This window comes from Streptomyces sp. NPDC111628, from assembly GCF_055635195.1.
Map to the genome: position 1 here is coordinate 646,576 of NZ_JBVKBZ010000005.1, position 21,380 is coordinate 667,955.

The following is a 21,380-nucleotide window of genomic DNA, read 5'->3' on the forward strand; positions in this document are numbered from 1 at the left end:
GGAGACGGCTCTCGCTACAGAGAACCTTCTTTCTTGGGCTTCTTCACCTTGCCCTTCTTCTTTCGCTTGCCCTTCTTGGCCGCCTTCGCGGCCTTGCGGGCCGCCTTCTCTTCCTTGGCCTTGCGCTGAAGGGGGACCAGCTTCGCGGTCGCCTCGGCGGCGCTCCTGCCGACCTGGGGCAGGACGCTCTGGTAGATGTCCCGCGTGATCCGGGTATCACTGTGACCGAGGGTGTCCGACACGATCTTGATGTCGATGTCAGCGGCGAGCATGAGGGTGGCAGCGCCGTGGCGGAGGTCGTGCAGACGGATGGGCGGGAGTCCGGATGCGGCGACGAGACGCTCGAAGAGATCGGTCACCTTGCCCGGGTGGAGCCAGGAGCCGTCCTCCTGGGTGAAGACGTGCCCTGTCTCGACCCAGGCAGTGCCCCACTCCTGGCGGTCGGCGTCCTGCCGCGCACGGTGCCGCTTCAGGACGTCCACGGTGTCGTCGTCCAGCGCGACCACGCGATACCCGCTGTCCGTCTTGGGATCGGAAGCCTCGACGCCCCAGCCGTCCTGCACGAGTTGGGAGGAGACGGTCAGGGCGTGGGTGTCGAGGTTCGTCTCCGACCACGGCTGCCCGCACGCCTCGCCACGGCGAAGGCCACGGAAGGCGATCAGGTGCCACATCGCGTACAGCCGGTCTTCGGCGACGAAGTCGAGGAACGCTCCTGTCTGCTGCGGCGTCCAGACCATCACCGGTGACGGCTTCTCGCCCGTCTGCTCCCACTTGGCGACCCGCTCGTCCGTCCACACGAGCGCCTTCGGCTTGCGTACGGGATCGATCTCGACGTGGGCGGCGGGGTTGAAGGTGATGATCTGCTGCCCGATCGCGTCGTTCAGGGCCGCACGGAGGGTGGCCTTGACGTGCTGGCGCGTGGCGGGACCGGTGATGCGGCGGAAGGGCGGCATCTCGTCGATCGCGGTCTTCATCGACTTGCGGCGGGCGCGATTCTCCCCGCCCTTCCACGGTATGGTCGCCAGCTCGTCGAGTGCGGCGCGCCGTTGAGCGTTGTCCTCCAGGATCTGGGCGTTGGCATCGCGGATGTCGGTGAACATCTCGCTGAGGTGGCTCACGCGGAGCCGGTCCAGGCGGCGGTTTCCGATGCGAGGCTTCAGGTGCACGCGGATGTCGGTCTCGTAGCGGTTGAGACCGGACTTGCGTATGCGCTTGCCGGCCAGCCACCGGTCGAGCCACTCGGCCACGGTCAGGCTGCCGATGAGGTCCTGGCCGGAGTTGAGACGCCGCCTCGTCTCCTCGACCTCGGGCAGAGGTGACCGCTCGCGGCTGACCTCGGCCAGCATCTCGGCGATGAGTTCGGTGCCCTCGGGGTCGTCCGACTCGGCCAGCCCGAGGAGGGCGCGCACGTGGTCGAGGTCGGCCTGGGCCGCCTTCAGGCTGCTGTACCCGCCTCGGGCGAAGGAGCGCCGACTGCCGTCCTCGCGGGGCGAGAGCTCCTGGCGTACGGAGTAGGTGCAGTGGTTCCTGCTGTTGCGCTTGGGGCAGGAGGTGCCGAGTTCCTTGCCGGTCTTCGGGTCGCGGCAGGAGCAGCGGCGGTAGGTGGAACCCTTCAAAGATCATTCTCCTCGGTGGTATCGGGATCGCTCCCGGATGAGTCGATCGCGGTGGCCACATCGGGCCACAAGGACGGGGGTGTGACGCCCTCTTGCCGGATGAAGGCGCGGATTCTGCGCAAGCTGCTGGCGGCGTCGTCGGCCGTCTCGGCTGCACGGGCCTGAGAGCGGAGGGCCTCGGCTTTACGGTCGGCGTTCGGGGCAGTCTCGGCGTGGTAGCGCGCGTGGTCCTCGTCGCGGCGCGCCTTCCGTAGTTGCTCCTCGGCAGCGTGGTGGGCGCGGAAGTAGCGGAGCATGTCGTCGTCCGTGCCGAGTTCGGTCTCCTCTCCAGTGAACCGGCGCAGCGCGTCCAGCGCCGTGGTGGGGTGCTGAAGCGGGAGTCGCTGCACGTCGTTGACGTAGCCGACCGGGTAGACGAGGCAGATGGGCGGGGTGTTCAGGGCTTCGGCCAGGACGATGACGTCGACCAAGGGCAGGTTGGAACGGCGTCCGGACTCCATGTTGGCGATGACGTTGCGGGGGATCGGGTGGCCGATCTCCTCGCACTTGTCGGCCAAGTCCTGTGCACTCCAACCCAGTTCCTTCCGTCGTCTGCGGACTTCGGCGGCCACGGTGGCCATGACCTGATCCACCCACTCCGGGACGTCGTCCTCGTCGTCGACCTTCTTGGATCCAGGATCGCTACGGTGCTGTGTCATTTAGACACAGTAGCTCGATTAGCGTTGATTCCAAGACCTGGAGACGGGCGCGATGGGCGCGTTCGCCGTGGGCTCAGTCATGGAAGGGGCGCGCATGCGCGAGAAGGAAGAGGCCGGCCGAGCGAAGGGGATGAGCCGCGAGGAGCTCCTTGAGCTACCTGCGGCCGTTGACCTGGAGACGGGCAATCGGGCGCTGGGGCTGGGGCGGAGCAAGGGGTACGAGCTCGCCAAGCGTGGCCAGTACCCGTGCAAGGTGCTCCGTCTCGGAAACGCCTACCGAGTGGTGACCGCAGACTTGTTGGCCCTGCTGGGGCTGGCAGCGTGAAGCGCCTGACGCGTAGCAGATGGTTCTGCGCTGAGCTGACACAGAAACGCTGGACTGTGGCACGGCGTGGACGTACTGTCCGTGGTCGCTCGCGGTGCCGAGAGACCCGCGAGAAGAGGGGGAGCCTCCGGCGGTGCAACGCCGGAGGCCCCGAGACTCCCCAGCTATCCCGTGAGAACCGACCCGGCGGCAGGGGTGTGCAAACCCGAAACCGCCAGACGAGGAGCCGCCCAGTGCAACCCGAGAACTCCGAGTCCTATTCCGCCCCCGTACGAGCGGCTTGGCCCGCCACAGCCATCCCCGGCCGGCCCGGCGCCCACTTGAGTCCCGCGCAGGCCGACGGCAGGGTGGACCCGAGCGACGGTACGGCCGATGACAGCGCCGACGAGGCGGACCCGGCGATCGGCCTGGAGGCCATGCCCGACGCGGAGCCGACGGTCGGCTCGAAGGCTCTGGACGAGCTGCGCTCGCAGATAGCCCGGTTCGTGATCCCGCCCTCCTCTGAGGCACTGGACGCGATCACTCTGTGGGTGGCAGCGACACATCTGCAGCCGGCGTGGCAGCACGCCCCTCGGTTGGCAGTGGTGGGGCCGGCGAAGCGCTGCGGCAAGTCGCGGTTGCTGGACGTGCTGACCGAGACGGTCCACGAGCCCATGCTCACCATCAACACCACACCGGCGGCTATATTCCGCTCGATCCACGAGGACGAGCCACCGACGTTGCTGGTGGACGAGGCCGACACCATCTTCGGCCCCAAGGTCGCGGAGAAGAACGAGGAGACGCGCGGCCTGCTCAACGCCGGCCATCAGCGCGGTCGGTACGTCACCCGGGTCGTCGGCAACGACCACACCCCGCACAAGTTCGCCACCTTCGCGATGGCGGCCATCGCGGGAATCGGGGACCTGCCGGACACGGTCATGGACCGGTCGGTGGTCATCCGCATGCGACGCCGGGCCGAGGGTGAGAAGGTCAGGCCCTTCCGCTCCCGCCGGGACATCCCCGCCCTGCACGAGCTGCGAGACCGTATCCACGCACTGGCCAGGCCGCTGCTGGAAGGTGCCGCGAACCTGGAGCCGGACATGCCGGTTGAAGACCGCGCCGCCGACACGTGGGAACCCTTGGTGATCGTCGCCGACTTGGCGGGCGGCCGCTGGCCCCGGCTGGCGCGGATCGCCTGCGCGCGGATGGTTGCCGCCGAAGTGGCGGCAGAAGAGGACCACCCCAGCGGGGCGCGCATCCTGGCCGACATCCGTCGGGTCTTCTTCGCCCAGAGGGAGGCGGACAGCCTCTCCACCGAGGATCTTCTGCACTACCTGAACGCGGACGCCGAAGCCCCGTGGGGAGAGCGAGGCCGCTACGGCCTGACCGCCCGCGAACTTGGCGCGATGCTGCGCGACTACGACATCCGGCCCGGCAATGTACGCATGGCCGACCGGACTCAGCGCAAGGGCTACATGCGCCACAAGTTCCTCGACGCGTGGCGGCGGTACTGTCCGGCCGTCCACCCAGTCGAGGCCCGCGGCGGCGATAGCTGATCCGCGGCTCCTGGTTGCCGTACTTGCCGTCCCTGCCGTGATCTCGCAGGTCAGACAGCACGCCGGCAAGACGTCAGCCAGGGGCAAGACGGCAACGCAGGCGCTTCCAGGAGTGCTGCCCGCCGGAGACGCTGCCGAGATCCGTCTTGCCACGTCCCAGGCGTCCATGCCGTATCGCCGCAGCTCACAGCCCTGCCTATTGGGACGGACGGTGCTGCGCAGCCGTCCCTTCACGGGACACACCGACCCAAGCAAGCCCGCCCCGACGGCGCCGTTCTTGTCCCGAGTCGGGACAAGAACGCCGCATATCTGTCCCGACTCGGGACAAGACGCCAGCACCCGCCGGGACGGCACATCAGGAGAGCTGCCGTCCCGCCCTGACCTGCACGTGCAACGGCCGAGACGGCAAAGACGCCGCACACCTCTACCCCCAGGAGCCTTCCGCTTGACCACTCCGCCCCTCATGCAAGCCCCGCAGCCGCACGATGACGTCCCTAGCGAAGGGCGACCGAAAAGGAAGGCTGACGCTGAGCAGTTCGCGCTCGGCGCGGCGGGCATCGTCATCGTCGCCCTGACCGCCGGAGCGTTCTGGCTCTCCTACGCGCACCTGGCTGACGTCGCAGGCCAGCACGGGCTCGGAGCGTCGCCTATTCGCCGCTGGGCCTGGCCCGCCACCCTGGACGCGTTCATCGTCGCGGGCGAACTGCTCATGCTGCGCGCGGCACTGCGCCGCATCACGGACCCGTGGGCGATCGCCGTGACCGCCGTCGGATCGGTCGGCTCCATAGCGCTGAACGTCGCCGGGGTCAGCGGCACGGGCAACGCACACACTGTCCCGTTCCTCGACTACGTGGTCGCCGCCGTCCCTCCGGCCGCCGCGATGGTCGCCTTCGGCGTCCTCATGCGACAGATTCACCAGCTCGTCGCGCCGTCCGACGGCTCTCCGAACACCGGTTCCGTACAGACGCCGGAGCAAGCGGTCGGCGACTTCAGTCACAGCCACCTGCCAGACGCCGCTCCTGCCGGTTCACGAGCCGCCGGCCGTGAGCGGACGGAACCTGCGGCACAGGTTCCGGAGGGCAAACCGAGCGGTGGCCGTCCAGCGAAAGCGACCATCGCGGAGCTGGCGGATATCGGCAGGGCCGCCGGTCACCTGCACGGCAAACTCACGCGCGGCCTGCTCCGAGCGGCCGTGAAGGACCGGGACCTGACGATCGGCAGTGAGCGGCAGACCGAGGTGATGGAACTGCTTCGGCCGGAACTAGAAGCCGCCGGGATCGAGGTCTCCAAGCGCTGACCGCCGCCTGCTCGGGTGACCGGAACCCTTCCGGTCGCCCGAGCAGACGGCCAACCGCCCAGCCGATCTCCACACCCTGTGGACAGCACGACGACCCTGCCGGGCAGGCATCTCCGCTCCGCCTGCCGGCCGTACCTGGAGCAGCTTCCTTGACGCACTACGAGCACCCGCCTGAAGACACCGACGCTGAGACACCTGTGTCGTCGCACTCCCCAACGCTGTTGGGACGTCTGCGGCGGGCGTTCGGACGGACGGCCCCTGGCGGAGCCAGTAGTACCCCGAGTCCGACTCAAGGCCGGTCTTCGGGGGTCTCCGCCCCGGGGGTGGCGGAGACGGCCCGACGCCAGGGGGCGCCGGACCAGGAGGTCGGGGCCGAGGGCAGCCCCGATCCGGAGACTCTGCACGCTGTCCAGCAGCAGATTCTCCGCCCCGAGTCCGCAGCCACCCCGGCGGCCGTTGAGGGAGACGTGCAGAGCGTTCAGCCGGCGATCCGTCGTTTCAGCGGCACGAAGCGAACCATCCGCGTTGGTCCGATGCGGTTTACCAGCGTCGAGCACGTCAGGCTTCAGGAGGCAGCCGCCGAGCACGGCTATAAGGGGGATTCCGGCTTCGCCGCCGACATCGTCCTCGCCTTCATCAGCGGCCGGTTCACGGCGAATCTGCCGCTGTCCGAGGACCGCCGCCGCACCCATATGTTCCATGCCCAGGTGCTGCGCGAGCTCAACCGCATCGGCGTCAACGTCAACCAGATCGCCCGTGCCCTCAACAGCGACCTGACTCCGCCCGACATCCGTCACCGGCTCGACGAGCTGGACCGCCTGCTGGAGCTGATCGCCGAGGCCCTGCGTGAACCCGCCGGCAGCAGGAAGGACCAGGCCGCGTGATCGCCGCCATCAAACCGGCCGGGTCCAACACCCGGGGCCTACTCGCCTACCTCTTCGGCCCCGGCCGCCACGACGAGCACACCGACCCGCACATCGTCGCCAGCTTTGCCATGCTCGGCATGCCCGACCCCGGCCGCGACGAGGACGCCACCCTCACCCAGCTCGCCCGCCACCTTGACGAGCCTGTCCAGCTCCGGAACAGCGAGTTCGGCAAGAAGGTCACCGACCACGTCTGGCACTGCCCCGTCCGCGCAGCCCCTGAAGACCGCCGCCTCTCGGACGCCGAGTGGGCCGAGATAGCCCAGCGGATCGTCGAAGCCGCCGGCATCGCCCCCGCCGGAGACGACCTCGGCTGCCGTTGGATCGCCGTACGCCACGCCGACGACCACATCCACATCCTCGCCACCACCGTCCGCGAAGACGGCCGCCGCCCCAGGCTCCACGACAGTGGCGTCCGCGTCGGCGAAGCCTGCCGCCAGATCGAAAAGCACTATGGCCTACGGCAGTTGAAGACGGGCGACCGCACCGCCGGACGTCGGCCCACCCAAGCAGAGATGCACAAGGCCGAACGGCTCGGCTGGGAGCAAACCAGCCGCGACTGGCTCCAGGACCGCATCCGCGCTGCCATTCCCCACGCCGGCAGCGCCGAGGAACTCCTCGCCTACCTCGAAGCAGACGGCATCGCGGTCAAACCCCGCCGCGGACCGTCCGGAGACCTCCTCGGCTACGCCGTCGGCCGCCCCGGCGACCTCAATAGCGACGGCGAACAGATCTTCCACCCCGGCGGAAAGATCGCCCCCGACCTCACGCTCCCCAAACTAAAGGCCCGCCTCGAAACCACCGTGCCGGAGGAGCACCCCACCGCCCGCCGCGACCAACCTGCCACCCCCTGGCACCATGCCACCGACGTCCTCGACACCCTCCACACCGACATGGCCGACGACACTCATGCCCAGGCCCGCATCACCGCGCTCGGCGAACTCATCGAAGCGACTGCCCAGAAAGCACCCGTTCACCTCCAGGGCGAACTGCGAGCCGCGTCACGAGCTTTCGCCCGTGCTCAGCGTTCCCAGATCCGCGCCGAGAACCAGGCCGGCCACACCCTGCGGATTGCCGCCCGCGACATCGCCCACACCGCCACCGGACCCGACGCAAGCGTCCTGGCCACCCTGCTCGCCGCCCTCGTTTGGGCTACGGTCCTCGCCGCCCGCTGGCACGACGCGAAGAGCCACGCTCACCAGACCGAAGCCGCCCGCCAGGCCCTTCATCACCTTCAGGTGGCAGCCGATCAGGCCCTCACACCCGTTCTCGACGGCCTCGCCACCCGTCAACCGAGCGAGCAGGCTCGCCGGACCCTCGTCCACGACGTCCGCGCCGCCATCCCCAAGCATGCCGACCGCATCCTCACAGACCCCGCCTGGCCCGCCCTTGCCACGGTCCTCGCTGACGCCGAAGCCGGCGGCCACAAACCCCACCAGCTCCTCAAGGAAGCCGCCGGGCAACGCGAACTCACCACTGCCCGCCAACCCGCCCGCGTCCTGATCACCCGCATCCAACACACCAGCCTCAACCCCGCTCCCAACCCCCGAGCGGAAGCCGCCCGCCGACGTACCACCATGCGGGTATCCGCGACTGATCCGGGATCGGAATCGACCCAGTCCGCTACGCCTCCGGTGACTGCCCGCCCCATCAAGCGTCCACGGCTGTGAGGAAGCTGGCTCAGCCACCAAGGCTGTTACGCGAACTTCCCCCTGGCAGTCACGCGTGGGCTGCTGCCGCCATCCAAATATGCGAGGTAGTCGGCTGACATGGCTCTACTGCCGGCCGTGTGTCAGAACGTCACTACGCCTCCCGCTATTAGGGAGGTCAAATATCGGAGCAGCGGTGTCCTGTCACAGCAGCTAACACAATGATGTGTCTTGGCTCTGATGGCCAGCCGCACATTTCTTGATCGCTGGCGGACACGACTCTCCGCTCCCGGCCAAGTGATTGGCGGCAACCGCTATCGGTAAGGGCGCAGTGCTCGATGTAGTGCGGAAAACTCCTTGGATGGCGTGAGGCTGGGGATCTCCATCACTTCCTGCACTCTGCGGGCGTTACTGTCCATGCAGCTTGCGCGATCGGGAGAGATCTTCCAAGTCATGCCACTGGGGTAGAAATCCTTGTCTCCGCCGGGGCTGACGAGGGCGAGGGGGCCAACACTAACGTCAGTGCCGTCTGCATCGTGCAGCTGAATCGTCACAACTCCTATCCAAGGAGCCATGCCGGCCTCCTTTGCATCGGGTCCAACAGTGATGGAGAATCGATCGTTCTCGCCGGACTTCACATCGAAGCGTACCTCTTCGTCAGTCGATTTAGTGAATGGTGGCTTCGTTGAAATGGGGATCTCGATGGAGTAGTGCGCGGCAACGCCCAGTTCCCCTCCCGTGCCCGAGCACGTTTCGAGACTTTCGGAGATTGACACATTCGCGCTCACCTTTGTGATGACTGTCGAACCGCTACCTCGATTACGGACGGCAATATCAATCTCAGAGCCGCTGAGCCCGGTCACCTCCTTCTCTGTGTCCCCTGATGTCTCAACCCCCTTTAGCTTATTGGTGAATCGGGCACTTACCGCAGTAACTTCCAGGAGCCCTCTGCGTTCAGCTTCCCTTTCCCCGGTCTGTGCTTGGCTGTCACTGCTTACGGCCTGGCTCCACGCAGGGATCAATGCGATTATGCTGAATACCAAAGCTACCGATGCGATTATCACGCCCGGTGAGCGCCATCCATCCGCTGGCGCTGGCGCTGGCGCTGGCGCTGGCGGCGGAGGTGGCGCTGGCGGCGGAGGTGGTGGTGTAGGAGGATTCCCGCCCGTCGGGGGAGGTGGTGGTGTAGGGGGATTCCCGCCCGTCGGGGGAGGTGGTGGTGTAGGGGGATTCCCGCCCGTCGGGGGAGGTGGTGGTGGTGTAGGGGGATTCCCGCCCGTCGGGGGAGGCGGCGGTGGTGTAGGAGGATTCCCGCCCGGCTGCGGAGGCACAGACATCACCCTTCTTATCCGGAAAATCGAAAAAACTTCAGCCGAAAAATAGATCGCCGGTAGAAACGTCGTACACCGAGATCTCCTCTCCGTCGTGGCAGTAAATCAGGTCACTGGTTACCATCCGGACCGCACCTTTCAGCGGCGACGACCAGATGATTTCTCCGCCTGTGGTGTCAACTGCCGACACCTTGCGCCCCGCAGTGTTGGCCAGCACAAGTCCCGGAGGCCCAGGGAGCATTCCAGACGGAAACTCGACTTCTACCCGCCACTGTTCCTTGCCAGTTTCGGGGTCAAGTGCGAAAAGGGGCGCGTCGCCGTCAGTGTTAACGGGATGTGTGGCGATGAGGAAGTCGTCATGGAGTAGCATTTGCGTGTTATTTTCCGGCTCTGCAACCGGGACGGACCAGGCCGTCTTTCCTGTGTCGCCCCGCAAAGTGACGATCTCGCCTTCGGTCTGCACGTGGAGTAAGCCTCCCCCCGCGATCCAATCGCCATGAATTGGCATTGTGCGCTCCCATTGGACCTGGTTATTTGCTGTGGAGATCGTACTTACATCTCCCGGAGCCGTAACAAACAAGATAGTCCCGTCGACCTGAGGCTGTTCTACGTTACGAGCGCCGATCACATGAACTAGGTCACCCGACACTTTGACTTCCAGGTTGCTTGCCCTAGCAACCTTCCTATCCCAAATCAGTTCTCCGGTCTCACGATCCAATCCCACGGCCCCGAACGGCTCTACGCCCGTATGGGCGCAGATGACAGTTCCGCCATGTGAGACAAACCCGCGAGCTTGAGGAACTTCGGTTTGCCAAAGGATCTTGCCCGATGTCGCTGACAATCCAAATACGTGACCCTGTGTAGCGGCCAGTACAAACGCACCCGATCTTGCAATTTCTACTACCTGGTTCCCGGGGATTCGTTGACGCCACATCCGTTTTCCGTCAGCAGCGCATAGTGCTACGACCTCGCCGGTCGTGTCCCCTTCGCCCCCTCCGACCAGAATCTGCCCCTTGGCTGGGATCACCTGTGGGTAGTGCACTTGGCCTCCCGGGGCTGAGCTGTTGTCCTTGCTCAGGGCGCTGCGCCATTTGAGACGGCCGCTACGTGCTTCCCTCAGCCACGCCGTGTGGTTGCCCTCTGCCCCGAGCAGCCACGGACCAGACAAATGGAGTGAGGCCATCAAGCCTGAGAACGGCACGGGCCATACTGGCGTTCCAGACGACGGGTTCGACTGGGGCCAGGAAGGGCAGCGGTGGATGAAGCGATACTTTCCATCTGCTTTTCTGTCGCCTGAGCAGCCAGAAGCCCCGGCGAGAACACTGGCCAACGAGACGGCCCGTACTGCGAATGACCGCCTCGTCATGTAACTGGATGCCATGGGCTGACCGTCCATCCCTGCGCTCCTCCGGGAGAATCACGGCACATGAGCTGCCGCCGGACTTGATCGTCCGTGACCAACTCATGCGCTCCTCCGGGAGAATCACGGCACATGAGCTGCCGCCGGACTTGATCGTCCGTGACCAACTCAACGGCCCAAGATTTTAGGGCAAGACAACAGGCGTTGAGGGGCCAACTCGAAAGGTCAGGAGATCCTCCTACCCCTACTCGGTCGAAGTGCGCGGTGCGCGGCGAGACCATGCCCCTGGGCGCTATCAGCACCGGGGCTCCAGGGTGTGGCCCAGTTCGGAGTGTCCCAGGGCAGCGATACACACGGGTCTTGGAGTACCTTGCGTCACTTGCCCGCAAGCAGGCCACGAACTTCCTCGGCACAACCCCATGACAGCGTGACGCCAGCGCCGCCGTGCCCGTAGTTGTGCACGACTACAGAGTCGTCCTCCCGCCGGTCAGCCTCCACCCGGACGGTGGCCCGCGTGGGCCGGGCACCGATCCGGTGATCCAGAACTCGGGCTACGGCAAGACGGGGTTCCACCTCGGTACAGCGAGCGAGGATGCCGACTGCCGCCTCGTCGTCGAGGGCTAGGCCACCCTCACCGTCGATGGCCGTGCCGCCCAGGACGACGGTGTCGCCGTGTGGGTAGAAGCACAGCAGGTCCGGTGAGAGGCCGGTGTCCTCGGAAAAGAACTCGGTCAACCCTGGGTTGGTGACGACGACGTGCTGGCCGCGGATGGGCCGCAGGTCAGGGTCAGGGAGTAGATCCTTGGCACCGAGGCCCGTGCAGTTGACGATCACGGTGGCCGGGCCGGCGTCCGGGAGTGACGCCAGGCGTCGCCGCTCGACTGTTCCACCAGCGGCATCAAGCCGAAGCAGGAGGTAGTTGAGGTAGGTGGGCATGTCGATCAGCGGCACGATGAACCGGTAGCCGGCCGAGAATCCGGCCGGCAGCTCTGCCAGGCTGCACGGCCGGAAGCCGGGCAGGGTGGTGGCCCAGTCCGGTGGTGCCTCGGCTGTGCGGGATGCCTCGATGCCGCTGGTGAGCCGGACGCCCGTGGCCGGATCCTCGGCCAGCCTACGGAAGATCTCCAGCGAACGGTGTCCCCACCGGTCGACCTTGTCCTTCGGTTCGACCAGGTACGGACCCCACATCGCCCCGGCCGCCAGCGAGGTGACGCCCGGAACCTCCTCGGCGATGACATGTACCGAGACGCTGGCCTCGGCGAGAAGGACGGCGGTGGTGAGCCCTGCCACCCCAGCCCCGACAACGACAACACGCTCCCCTGCGGCCATGATCCTGACCCTAACGGCCGGGTGGTGTCGACGGGGCATGTTGAGCGAGGGCGTGCTCCAGGGTCGGCAGGAAGCTGCGAACGTGGGCGTTGCGCTGTCGGCGGCGCAGGTCTGCGGCGAGCTGGTGGAGCAGGGCCACGCTGCGTGGCGAGCGCACGACGTCGAGGCGGTCGGTGACGATCTGGCCGACCTCGCAGGCGGCCTCCAGATCACCATGGGCGCTGTAGCCCAGGGCCAGCCAGGCCCCTTCGAACATGGCCCTGCGCTGGCTGGGGTCGCCGCGCGGGACGTCGTACGCCCCGGACCGGAGCATCTCCGCACCCTGAGCGAGGAAACGTCGTCCCCGCGTACCGCCATCCGCCTTCAGCTGGGCGCGGCCCATCTGGACAAGGCCATAACCGGCCTGGCAGTCGAGGTGGTTGTCGGTGAGGAAGTACATCCAGCGGGGTTCCTCCTGGCCGCCGTCCCGGCTGGTGATCAGTTCGCGTGCGGCCCCACGGGTGTGGGCGAAGTCGTTGTCACGGTCGGCGGTGGCGTACGCGTACGCGAGCCGGGACAGGACGGATGCCCGTACGGCCGGCGGGGCGGCGTCGCTGGCGCGGCGAGCAGCCTCGCCGAGAGCGATGGCGTCCGCCGGGTGGCCCCGACTCGCGGCCTGGAACGAGAGGTCGCCGAGGATGTGGGCGCACAGGGGCAGGTCGTTGACCTGATGCGCCGCGCGTAGCGCCGTGGCGAAGTAGCGCTGCGCCAGACCGTGATCGGCAGCGTCGAAGGCCATCCAGCCGGCCAGCTGACCGATCTCCGCGAGCGCACGAATGAGACGGCTCGCGACGGCTGGAGCGTGACCGCCCTCGCGGATCAGAAGGCCGACCGCACGGAACTGGGCGCCTACATAGGGGAGATGCCGTGCTCCACCGTGCTCGTCATCGAGTGCGGAAAGCATGGGCAGGTGCTGTTCGACTTGGTCCACGAGTGGATCGGCGCCCACGGACGGCGTGATCCGATGCGTGTACTGGCCGCGCCCCGCGGTGCCGTCGAGGTACTGGGCGACGATCGCGAGGAGCCCCGCTCCCGAGATCGCGAGGAACCGGCGTCGGTCGACGAGCCCTCCCATCACCCAATCCTCCACGGTCGCCTCCATACCCTGCACGGTCCAGGGCCGTGCGAGATCCGTGTCGGCCGGAACGAGCGTCGAGGAGTCGCCCACGCGGCCCTGCCAGAGTTCGGCCACTGACACAGGTCTACCCAGTTCCTGGGAGAGCACGTAGGCGGCCATCATCGGTAACGGCGAGCGCGGCAACGAGCCGGCGTCCCGCCAGTGGTAGGGCGCCGACTCAGCAACCGTCCCAGCTCCGAACACCCTGTTGAGCTTGCGAGCGAGAGCCTTCGGGCTCCACCCGAGTTCGTCGAGACACCCCGCCAGTACGGCGTTGGGTTCCCCTGCCTGCGGTGCCACGTGCGACCACCTCTTGCCCCAGTGGTTCGTCCATCACTTCTCGCGCTCCCTCATAGTGCCGCCCTCGGGCCGCTGGTTCACCTGCCTCTTAACGAAGTTGACCGAGTTGACCCGTTGATCGGGTCCTGCACGACCCCGCTCCTCCGGTGTTCTTGGACCCCGGCGGAAGGCGCCGCCCTCGGTGCCGACGGAAAGAGGTGGGCCTTGAGATACCGCATGAGCACCGTGCGAAGCCGTCTCGGCGGTGTGCTGGACCACGACACCGAGCGTCCGGCCTGCGGCCCGGCGTGCGGGCATACCGAGGCCGCCTACGGGACCACGCTGATCACAGATCTGCCGTACGGGCCGAAGGCGGCCGATGTCGCCAGGCAGGCTGTGGCCGTTGCGCTCCACGGAGCCGAGGAAGTCCTCCTCCATGACGCCCGTCTCATTACGTCGGAGCTCGCGACGAACGCTTTCGCCTCTGGCAGCCCGCCCCTGGTCCTGTGCGTCGATCGCGCAACCCTGGCCACCGGCGGTCTGGAGGTCGAGATCACCGTCACCGACGGCGGCTGCTCTCAACGGGCACCGTATTCCCCGCAGGCTCCGGGCGAGGAGGCCGAATCGGGACGAGGTCTGGTCATCGTCGAGGCCCTGGCCGACGCCTGGTCGCTGTCCACCGGGGCCCACGGCACCCGGGCCTGGTGTCGGCTCACCCGGGAAGTTCGGTCCTCGACCGCCAGCGCCTGATGGCCTCGCCCGAGACACCACTCTTCGAAGGAGGCACCACCCAGTGCGCATCCACCATGCAACTTCACCGCCCCCGCCCACGGCCGTACCGGAGACGGTCCGGCGGCCCCGCATCATCGTCGCCCTCCACGAGGGCTTCTACGGCGCAGCGTCGGGCACGGGATTCAGCAACCGCGCCTTCCTTACGGCGCTCGCCCGCCTCCTGCCGCCGGGCCGCCTCTCCGTCATCACCCCGCACGTGCCGGAGACAGCGGGAGCGCACGACCAGCGGTGGGCCGGCGAGGTCCTGCAGATGCTTCGTCAGGCCGAGGCCGATGTCATCACGACCCCGGAGGTCCAGGCGGCGCCGGAGTCGATCCACGGTTCCGTGCAGCTGTGCGACTTGGTGGGCGAGGCGGCTATACGCATCGCTGGGCGAGCGAGCCGGTGCCTCCTCATCGGCCTCGACATCCCGTTCCTTGGACTGGCGCCCTACACGTCGCCGACCATGGACCTGCTTCTCGTTCCCCGTTCCATGACGGCGCTGACCCGGCCCAAGGACCTGTCCCGTGTTCGTTGGGAGCGGGAGGCCCTCCGGGCGGCAACGGTCCGTGGTGGGCGCATCGGCGCCATCTCCTCGCACATGCGGGGCCATCTCCTCGTCAACTACGCCGTCCCTCGGGGAAGCATCGTGAGCATCCCGAACGGGCTGATACGGGAGGAGATGGCCAGGCCGACCATCGTGCTGCCTCTGCCCTTCAAGGCCCGCGCCGGATTCCTTCTCGCCATGGGCCGTGCCGTGCCGACGAAGGGCTTCGATGACCTTCTGGAGGCGCTGCTCCTCCTCAAGCAGCGTGGGGTTCGCGCTCCGCACTTGGTCCTGGCGGCCGTGACCTCGGACGAACACGAGCGCCCCACCTCATACCAGGAGGACCTGGCGGCGCACATCCACGCACACGGCCTGGACGCGACCCTGATCACGCGCTTCACCCCGGCGATCCGCGCCTGGCTGCACAACCCGGCCCTGCGCGCGGTCATCGTTCCCTCACGCGAGGAGCCCTTCGGGCGCATCCCCCTGGAGGCGTTCGCGGCCGGAGCCGGCCCAGTGGTGGCGACCACGGCCGGCGGGCTCGCCCAGACGGTCGTCGAAGGCGAGACCGGCTTCACCGCCGCACCACGGAGCGCCAAGTCTCTGGCCTCCGCGCTCCATCGCGCCTTGACCGTCCTGCCCCGAGAACGTGACCGGCTCCGGAACGCCGGGGCGGCCCTGGTGCGCTCGCGCCATGACTACGAGGCCAGCATCGCTTCCGCCATCGAGCGCATCGCCCCTTGGGCCCTGGAGCCCGCGTCAAGCGCGGAAGGCCGATCGCGGTGAACCGGCCGGTCGTGTTGATCAGCCTGGAGTCCCCGCACTGCTTCTGGCGGCTGTCCGCCGAGCACGAACGGGCGCTGTCGGCCGCCTTCCCCGGAGTCGAGTTCCGTACGGCGACCGAGGAGACCGTGCCGCATCAGCTGGCCGAGGCGCACGTCTATTTCGGCTGGACGTTCAAGCCGTCGTGGTTGTTCGGTGCCCCGCACCTGAGGTGGATCGCCTCCCCGTCAGCCGGCACCGACCATCTGCCTGTCGCCGAGGCCCACTCTGTCGGAGTCGCTCTGACCCGCTCGTACGGGTTCCACGGCAGGCCCATGGCGGAGCACGCCATGGGGATGGTCCTGGGATTCTCACGTGGTCTGTTCATGAGTCAGCGGGTCCAGCGGAACCGGTCCTGGTGGAAGGACGACCTGGCGGAGGAGTTCTTGGACCTGGCGGGCGCGACGATGACCATCGTCGGCTGTGGCAGCATCGGCGAGCACCTCGCTCGCGCGGCCCGCTCCTTCGGAATGGACGTCGTCGGCGTTCGGCGCACGCCGCCGGTGGCCGTCGAGAGCGGGATCACGTGGATGCACGCGTCGGCAGTGCACCAGGCGGTCGCCGTCGCCGACGTGGTGGTCGACCTGCTGCCCGCCGCCCGGGCCACTGACCGCTTCTTCGACCATGACCTGTTCACGGCGTTCAAGCCGAAGTCCCTCTTCCTCAATCTTGGCCGTGCGACGACCGTAGACCAGTCGGCCCTGCTGGCCGCTCTCAACGCTGACCACCTTCGCGGCGCAGCCTTGGACGTCTTCGCCCCGAAACCGCTGCCGGTCCGCCATCCACTGCGGCTTCACCCGCGGGTCGTCCTCACGCCGAAGAGCTCCACGCTCAGCCGCACGTACATGGACCAGGCGGTCGCGTTCTTCGCCGACAACCTGCGCCGCTACCTCACCGACCAGCCGCTCAACGGCTTGGCCGAGGTGCCCGCTGCTCGCTCTCCCCTCGTAGGAGGCTGACTGATGCCCACCTCACGCCACCGCGACCTGGTTGCCGCTTTCGCGGCGACCGGCCGCAACCACCCCTACCTGGCCTTCACCCTCAACTCGCTCTGCAACCTGGACTGCGTGTTCTGCAAGCCCCGCTGCATGCCGGACTACGGGCACAAGGACCGCCCCCTGACCGCATCCGACTACGCGGCCATTGCCGCCGAGGCCGGCGGCTGGAAGATCAAGAAGGCGCACTGCTCCGGCGGCGAGCCGACCCTCCGGGCGGACATCCTCGACGTGATCGCGGGCCTGGCGGACGGCCTCGGGTCCGACGCCGCGATCGGCATGACCAGCCACGGCAACCTGCGTCGCGGCCTGAGCGTCGAGAAGCTCCACCGCGCTGGCCTGACGTACCTCAATCTCAGCCTCCACAGCCTCGACCCCGACCGGTCCGCCGAGATCATGGGCGGCGGCGACCCGCGCGTTACCCGGCGCACCCTCGACACCGCTCTCGCCCTCGGCCTGCGCGTGAAGATCAACTGCGTTCTGCAGCGCACCTACCTGGATGACGCCTTCGCCGTCGCCGAACTCGCCCGCGATCTGCCCATCGCCGTCCGGCTGATCGAACTCCAGAACATTGGCCCCGCCCAAGAGCTCTTCGACACCGAGTTCATCAGCGAGGCGGAGGTTCGAGACCGTCTCCACGAGTGGTTCGCGAACGCCGGCGAGGTGCGCAGGGACGAGCTCGGGGTCCGCAGCCCCGGGCAGTATCTTCGCCCGGACGGCTGGGCGGGCTCGATCGGCTTCATCTCGAACTCCAGCTGTGCCACCTGCTCCGACGCCAACCGCATCAAGATCACGCCCACGGGCGTGGCTCGCCCCTGCATCCTCCACAACCGCGACATCCCTCTGAAGCCCCATCTCGCCGACGGCACCCTCGGCAACGCCTTCGCCCACCTCTTCCAGGCCATGCTCGACCGCAACGCCAACGACGCCTGGCAGGGCTTCCACTACGTCGACTACGACCTGCGCTGGGACCGGATGGAGCGTCCCGAAGGCACCCCGGTCCTGCCGCTTCTCCCTCTCCTGACCACGGAAACGGCCCGGCCCTCCTGCGCCCGCGCATCCACCGAGGAGCGGTGATGGTCATGGTTGAGGCGCCCCTGTACCCAGGGCTCGGGGCGCTGTACGAGCGCGAGCTGGACGCTCACGGCGTCGGCGCGGCGATGCTCACCCACAAGTGGCAGCCGGCCGACCTGCTGGCTCCCCACTCCGACATCGACGTACGGATCGTCCTCCCAGAGGCACCGACGGACTGGGAGGAGTGGAACCACCGCTTGGCCGCCGCTCACACGGCCGCGGTCGGCAGGGACATCTCTCACAAGCGTCTCTTGGAGCACCCGCCCGGCTTCGCGTTCACCATGGTCGAGGCTGACGGACGGTTCGTCTCCGCGCCCGAGCTGGCGACCTGGTCGCTGATCAGCGGGAGCGTCCGTGACTTCCAACGCTGGAAGTCTCGGGCCCAGATGGCGCCGTGGCGCGAGGTCGACGAGCGGTTCTACCGGGGAATCCTCCAAGCCCGGCTGGGCGGCCGGTACCAGCTGGCGGCGGACAGCACCGACAACGTGGTGGAGGACGTCGCCGCGTACCGGCGCCACTGCGTGGCCTGGCACTACCTCGCCCCGTGCTGGTTCGCCGCAGCCGCTCTCGCGACACGGACCCGCTGCCCCGGCAAGACGGCCGCCCTCACGCAGTGGCGGCCGGACGGGCTGGACGGGTACGCCGAACTGTTTCTCGGGCACGCCGACGACCGGTCCGACGCTCGCCCTCGGGGCCCGCGTCACCTGCTTCGCACGGCCCATGTCGCGCTGGAGGCGGCGATGCGCCGCGTTCCCGACGCGCCCAGCACCGTCGGCGAGTGCGACTTTCACGCCGACACCGACTGGGTGATGACAGCCGGGATGCTCCGCGTTCGCGTCGCCCGCTGGCTGTACTACCTCGACCCGCCGCCCGGTGTCGCGACCGAGTATCTGATCCGGCGCGAAGCTAAGGAACTCCGATCCGCCGCAGGGACCTTGAACGCGCTCGCGGCCGACGAGACCACTCCCGCCAAGCGGCTGGCCGCCCGAATGGCGAGGCTGATCCCCACTAGCCCGACCACCGCCGGCACCCTGCGCGCGACCCTCGCGCTCTGGCACCAGCAGAGGTCCACCGTGCAGGACTTCCTCAGTCACACCCCCGGTGACATCCACCCCTGACACAAGGAGTCCCGCCATGCCCGCGCGTGCACCCCTGCCCCGCACCCTCAAGACGGCCAAGGTCAAGATCACGACCAAGTGCAACCGGTCCTGCGACTTCTGCATCTTCGCCGACGGCGCCCAGGGCGAGAACATGCCCATGGAGCTGTTCTCCACCATCCTGGCCAGGCTGGAGACCATCCCGTTCCAGCAGTTGCACATCAACGGTGGCGAGCCCACGGTGCACCGGGACTTCCCCGCCCTCAGCGACGCGGCCCGCGCCCGCCTGCCCGACAAAGTCATGGTCCTCGGCACGAACGCCATTACTCTGGCCCGCAACAAGCGGATCATGGATGCCACTCTCCGCTCGTACGACCAGGTCCTCATCGGCTGCGACGACGAGCACGAGAACTACGACGAGGTCCACGCTGTGGTGCCCCGCCTCCGCGAGGCCGGCAAGACCGTGGTCATCAACAGCGTCTTGGAAGGCATCAGCGCCGCCCGCCTCACGCAGCTCGCGAGGCTGTGCGACACGTACGGCGCCATCCACGTCACCAACCACGTGCACCACGTCGACGTCGGCCAGCCGGCGAACGAGCTGCGTGGCCTCTGCGACCGCTATCTCGACCAGCACCTGATGATCGAGATGGACGGGTCCTGCTACCGCTGCTTCAACGCCATGGCGAAGGACGACAGCGAGTTCAGCATCTGGGACGAGGACTTCGCGGCGAAGGTCTTCGCGCCCCGAGGCCACCACTTCCGCTTCTGCCTGCGCTGCCACGAGTACACCGACTCCGGCGCCGCCCTCCTCCCCGCCCCGGCCCTCACCGTCTGACCCCAGACCGGAGGTACATGACCATGCCCGCAGTCCTCGGACTGAACTTCCACCACGACACCAGCGCCGCCTTAGTCGTCGACGGCCGCCTCTACGCGGCCGAAGAGGAACGCTGGAGCGGCGTCAAGCACAACCACCCCACCCGCAAGGGCACTCTCACCATCCCGACCCGCGCGCTCCAGTGGTGCCTGGAGGCCGCCGGCCTCGAACCGCAGGACATCGACGTCGTCTGGGCCGCCTCCATGCGCCCCAACCCCGCCGCCGGCTGGTGGCTGGCCGAGGAGCGCGACGAACTCGCCGCCCTCCTGCCCGTCCCGCTCGGCGAACACCTCCGCCTCCTCTCCCACCACACGGCCCACGTGCTCTCCGGCTATCTGCTCTCCCGCCCCGAGCACGCAGCGGGCCTCGTCATCGACGCCGGCGGCTCCTCCCTCGGGTCCGACTTCGGTCCGGGGCGGGAGCGCATCACCGGGTACGACCTGCGCCCCGATCGCATCGACCGCCTCCACCAGGGCATGCCGACCGTTGTCCCCAGCCCGGCCGGGCCCCGGCGCGTCCACTCCTCCCTTGGCCACTTCTACCGGAACCTCGCCCGACGAGTGATCCCGCCCGGCGACGAGCCCGAGGGCAGCATGATGGCGCTCGCGGCCTTCGGCGACCCCCAGCGCTACGCAGCTCAGCTCCGGGATCTCGTACGGCTCGGAGACGACGGCGAGGTGCGCATCGAGTACCCGTGGGGCACGGCGGACAGCGGCACCCCGCTGCTGCTCGGTAGCCGGGCCTGGACCGCCGACAATGTCGCGGAGCAGCCAGAACACGTACGGGCCGACCTGGCCGCCGCCGTTCAAGAGGTCTTCGCCGAAACGGTCGTCCACGTCGCCCGACACCTGCAACGTCTCACCGGATCCTCGACGTTGGTGTTCTCGGGCGGGTGCGCCCTGAACTCCCACCTCAACGGTCAGCTGGCCGCCGACAGCGGCTTCGACACCCTCTTCGTGGCACCGGCCCCGCACGACGCGGGCACCGCCGTGGGCGCCGCGCTCTACGGCTGGCACTACCAGCTCGGGCAGGAGCGCCTCCCTGTGCCGACAGACGCGGCCTGGGGCCCGCACCCGGGTGCCGTGCCAACGCCAGCGGTGCCGACTGGGTACCGCGCCCTGACCGGCCTCGGACGGGGACTGGAGCCAACCGTGGCCGCGCTGCTCGCGGAACAGCACATCGTCGGCTGGGTGCGGGGGCCGCTCGAATTCGGGCCGCGTGCCCTCGGTCATCGCTCGATCCTTGCCCACCCCGGTCACACCGCCACGCGTGATCGACTCAACGCGATCAAGAAGCGAGCGACGTACCGTCCCTTCGCCCCGGCTGTCCTGGCCGAACACGCCACGGAGTGGTTCATGTCGGCGGGCGACCCCTTCATGAACCGCGTCGCCACTGTCCGACGATGCCGGGCCAACCGCATCCCCGCAGTCACCCACCATGACGGCACCGCCCGCGTCCAGGCTGTCGACCCGGACCATCAGGGCCTGCGCGAACTCCTGGAGCAGTTCCACGAGCGCACCGGACTGCCGCTGCTGCTGAACACCTCGTTCAACCGAAAGGGCACCCCGATCCTGCGGACCGCCGAGCAGGCCGTGGCAGCGGCGGCTGACCTCGGCCTCGACGCCCTGGCGGTCGGGGACACTCTCCTGCTCGCCGACCACGTGTCCGACCCCCGCGCCACGGCTCTCCTCACGAGGTGAGG

General features: G+C 68.0%; 18 protein-coding genes. 12 read left to right on the forward strand and 6 right to left on the reverse strand.

Annotated elements, in window-relative coordinates:
- Positions 1 to 14: 14 nt before the first annotated feature.
- On the reverse strand, positions 15 to 1,616 hold the full coding sequence (locus ACZ7MF_RS28825) for a tyrosine-type recombinase/integrase (RefSeq protein ID WP_471480988.1): 1,602 nt from the start codon (positions 1,614 to 1,616) through the stop codon (positions 15 to 17).
- Entirely contained in the window at positions 1,613 to 2,314 is a 702-nt protein-coding gene (locus tag ACZ7MF_RS28830) for a helix-turn-helix domain-containing protein (protein WP_471480990.1), read from the reverse strand. Before ACZ7MF_RS28830 ends, ACZ7MF_RS28825 begins: the two co-directional genes overlap by 4 nt.
- Before the next feature lie 94 nt (positions 2,315 to 2,408).
- On the opposite strand from ACZ7MF_RS28830, the gene ACZ7MF_RS28835 reads away from it, so the two are divergent.
- The 5 genes from ACZ7MF_RS28835 (at position 2,409) to ACZ7MF_RS28855 (ending at position 8,064) form a co-directional block, all read left to right on the forward strand.
- Positions 2,409 to 2,639 (forward strand): hypothetical protein, encoded by a 231-nt coding sequence (locus ACZ7MF_RS28835; protein ID WP_215207164.1) that lies wholly within the window; start codon positions 2,409 to 2,411, stop codon positions 2,637 to 2,639.
- 233 nt (positions 2,640 to 2,872) lie between these two features.
- Positions 2,873 to 4,174 (forward strand): DUF3631 domain-containing protein, encoded by a 1,302-nt coding sequence (locus ACZ7MF_RS28840; RefSeq protein ID WP_471480993.1) that lies wholly within the window; start codon positions 2,873 to 2,875, stop codon positions 4,172 to 4,174.
- Positions 4,175 to 4,637: 463 nt separating this feature from the next.
- Positions 4,638 to 5,471: a DUF2637 domain-containing protein gene (locus ACZ7MF_RS28845; protein WP_471481219.1), complete on the forward strand. Its 834-nt coding sequence runs from the start codon at positions 4,638 to 4,640 to the stop codon at positions 5,469 to 5,471.
- Between the two features lie 467 nt (positions 5,472 to 5,938).
- Positions 5,939 to 6,355 (forward strand): MobC family plasmid mobilization relaxosome protein, encoded by a 417-nt coding sequence (locus ACZ7MF_RS28850; protein WP_471480995.1) that lies wholly within the window; start codon positions 5,939 to 5,941, stop codon positions 6,353 to 6,355.
- Positions 6,352 to 8,064: a relaxase/mobilization nuclease domain-containing protein gene (locus ACZ7MF_RS28855; protein ID WP_471480996.1), complete on the forward strand. Its 1,713-nt coding sequence runs from the start codon at positions 6,352 to 6,354 to the stop codon at positions 8,062 to 8,064. The genes ACZ7MF_RS28850 and ACZ7MF_RS28855 overlap by 4 nt, the downstream gene beginning before the upstream one ends.
- Before the next feature lie 293 nt (positions 8,065 to 8,357).
- Here ACZ7MF_RS28855 and ACZ7MF_RS28860 read toward each other — a convergent pair whose 3' ends face one another.
- The 4 genes from ACZ7MF_RS28860 to ACZ7MF_RS28875 form a co-directional block, all read right to left on the reverse strand.
- Complete coding sequence (locus tag ACZ7MF_RS28860; protein ID WP_471480997.1) at positions 8,358 to 8,906, reverse strand: hypothetical protein; 549 nt, start codon at positions 8,904 to 8,906, stop codon at positions 8,358 to 8,360.
- Between the two features lie 505 nt (positions 8,907 to 9,411).
- Complete coding sequence (locus tag ACZ7MF_RS28865) at positions 9,412 to 10,770, reverse strand: outer membrane protein assembly factor BamB family protein (protein WP_471480998.1); 1,359 nt, start codon at positions 10,768 to 10,770, stop codon at positions 9,412 to 9,414.
- A gap of 339 nt (positions 10,771 to 11,109) precedes the next feature.
- Positions 11,110 to 12,063, reverse strand: a complete 954-nt coding sequence (locus ACZ7MF_RS28870; protein WP_471480999.1) for an FAD-dependent oxidoreductase — start codon at positions 12,061 to 12,063, stop codon at positions 11,110 to 11,112.
- Between the two features lie 10 nt (positions 12,064 to 12,073).
- The gene (locus tag ACZ7MF_RS28875) at positions 12,074 to 13,519 is read right to left on the reverse strand and encodes a carph-isopro domain-containing protein (protein ID WP_468791239.1); all 1,446 of its coding nucleotides are present in this window, start codon (positions 13,517 to 13,519) and stop codon (positions 12,074 to 12,076) included.
- Between the two features lie 216 nt (positions 13,520 to 13,735).
- Between ACZ7MF_RS28875 and ACZ7MF_RS28880 the strand changes: the two genes are divergently transcribed.
- The 7 genes from ACZ7MF_RS28880 to ACZ7MF_RS28910 are packed head-to-tail and all read left to right on the forward strand — an operon-like array spanning position 13,736 to position 21,378.
- A complete protein-coding gene (locus ACZ7MF_RS28880; protein ID WP_471481002.1) occupies positions 13,736 to 14,248 on the forward strand; it encodes an ATP-binding protein in 513 nt (170 codons plus the stop codon).
- 43 nt (positions 14,249 to 14,291) lie between these two features.
- Complete coding sequence (locus ACZ7MF_RS28885) at positions 14,292 to 15,602, forward strand: glycosyltransferase family 4 protein (RefSeq protein ID WP_471481004.1); 1,311 nt, start codon at positions 14,292 to 14,294, stop codon at positions 15,600 to 15,602.
- Complete coding sequence (locus ACZ7MF_RS28890) at positions 15,599 to 16,597, forward strand: D-2-hydroxyacid dehydrogenase (protein ID WP_471481006.1); 999 nt, start codon at positions 15,599 to 15,601, stop codon at positions 16,595 to 16,597. The genes ACZ7MF_RS28885 and ACZ7MF_RS28890 overlap by 4 nt, the downstream gene beginning before the upstream one ends.
- A 3-nt stretch (positions 16,598 to 16,600) precedes the next feature.
- Complete coding sequence (locus ACZ7MF_RS28895) at positions 16,601 to 17,710, forward strand: radical SAM protein (protein ID WP_471481008.1); 1,110 nt, start codon at positions 16,601 to 16,603, stop codon at positions 17,708 to 17,710.
- Positions 17,711 to 17,715: 5 nt separating this feature from the next.
- A complete protein-coding gene (locus ACZ7MF_RS28900; RefSeq protein ID WP_471481010.1) occupies positions 17,716 to 18,825 on the forward strand; it encodes a hypothetical protein in 1,110 nt (369 codons plus the stop codon).
- Positions 18,826 to 18,841: 16 nt separating this feature from the next.
- Positions 18,842 to 19,639 (forward strand): radical SAM protein, encoded by a 798-nt coding sequence (locus ACZ7MF_RS28905; RefSeq protein WP_468791229.1) that lies wholly within the window; start codon positions 18,842 to 18,844, stop codon positions 19,637 to 19,639.
- Positions 19,640 to 19,662: 23 nt separating this feature from the next.
- Positions 19,663 to 21,378, forward strand: coding sequence for a carbamoyltransferase C-terminal domain-containing protein (locus ACZ7MF_RS28910; protein ID WP_471481220.1), 1,716 nt, complete (start codon positions 19,663 to 19,665; stop codon positions 21,376 to 21,378).
- Positions 21,379 to 21,380: the final 2 nt, after the last annotated feature.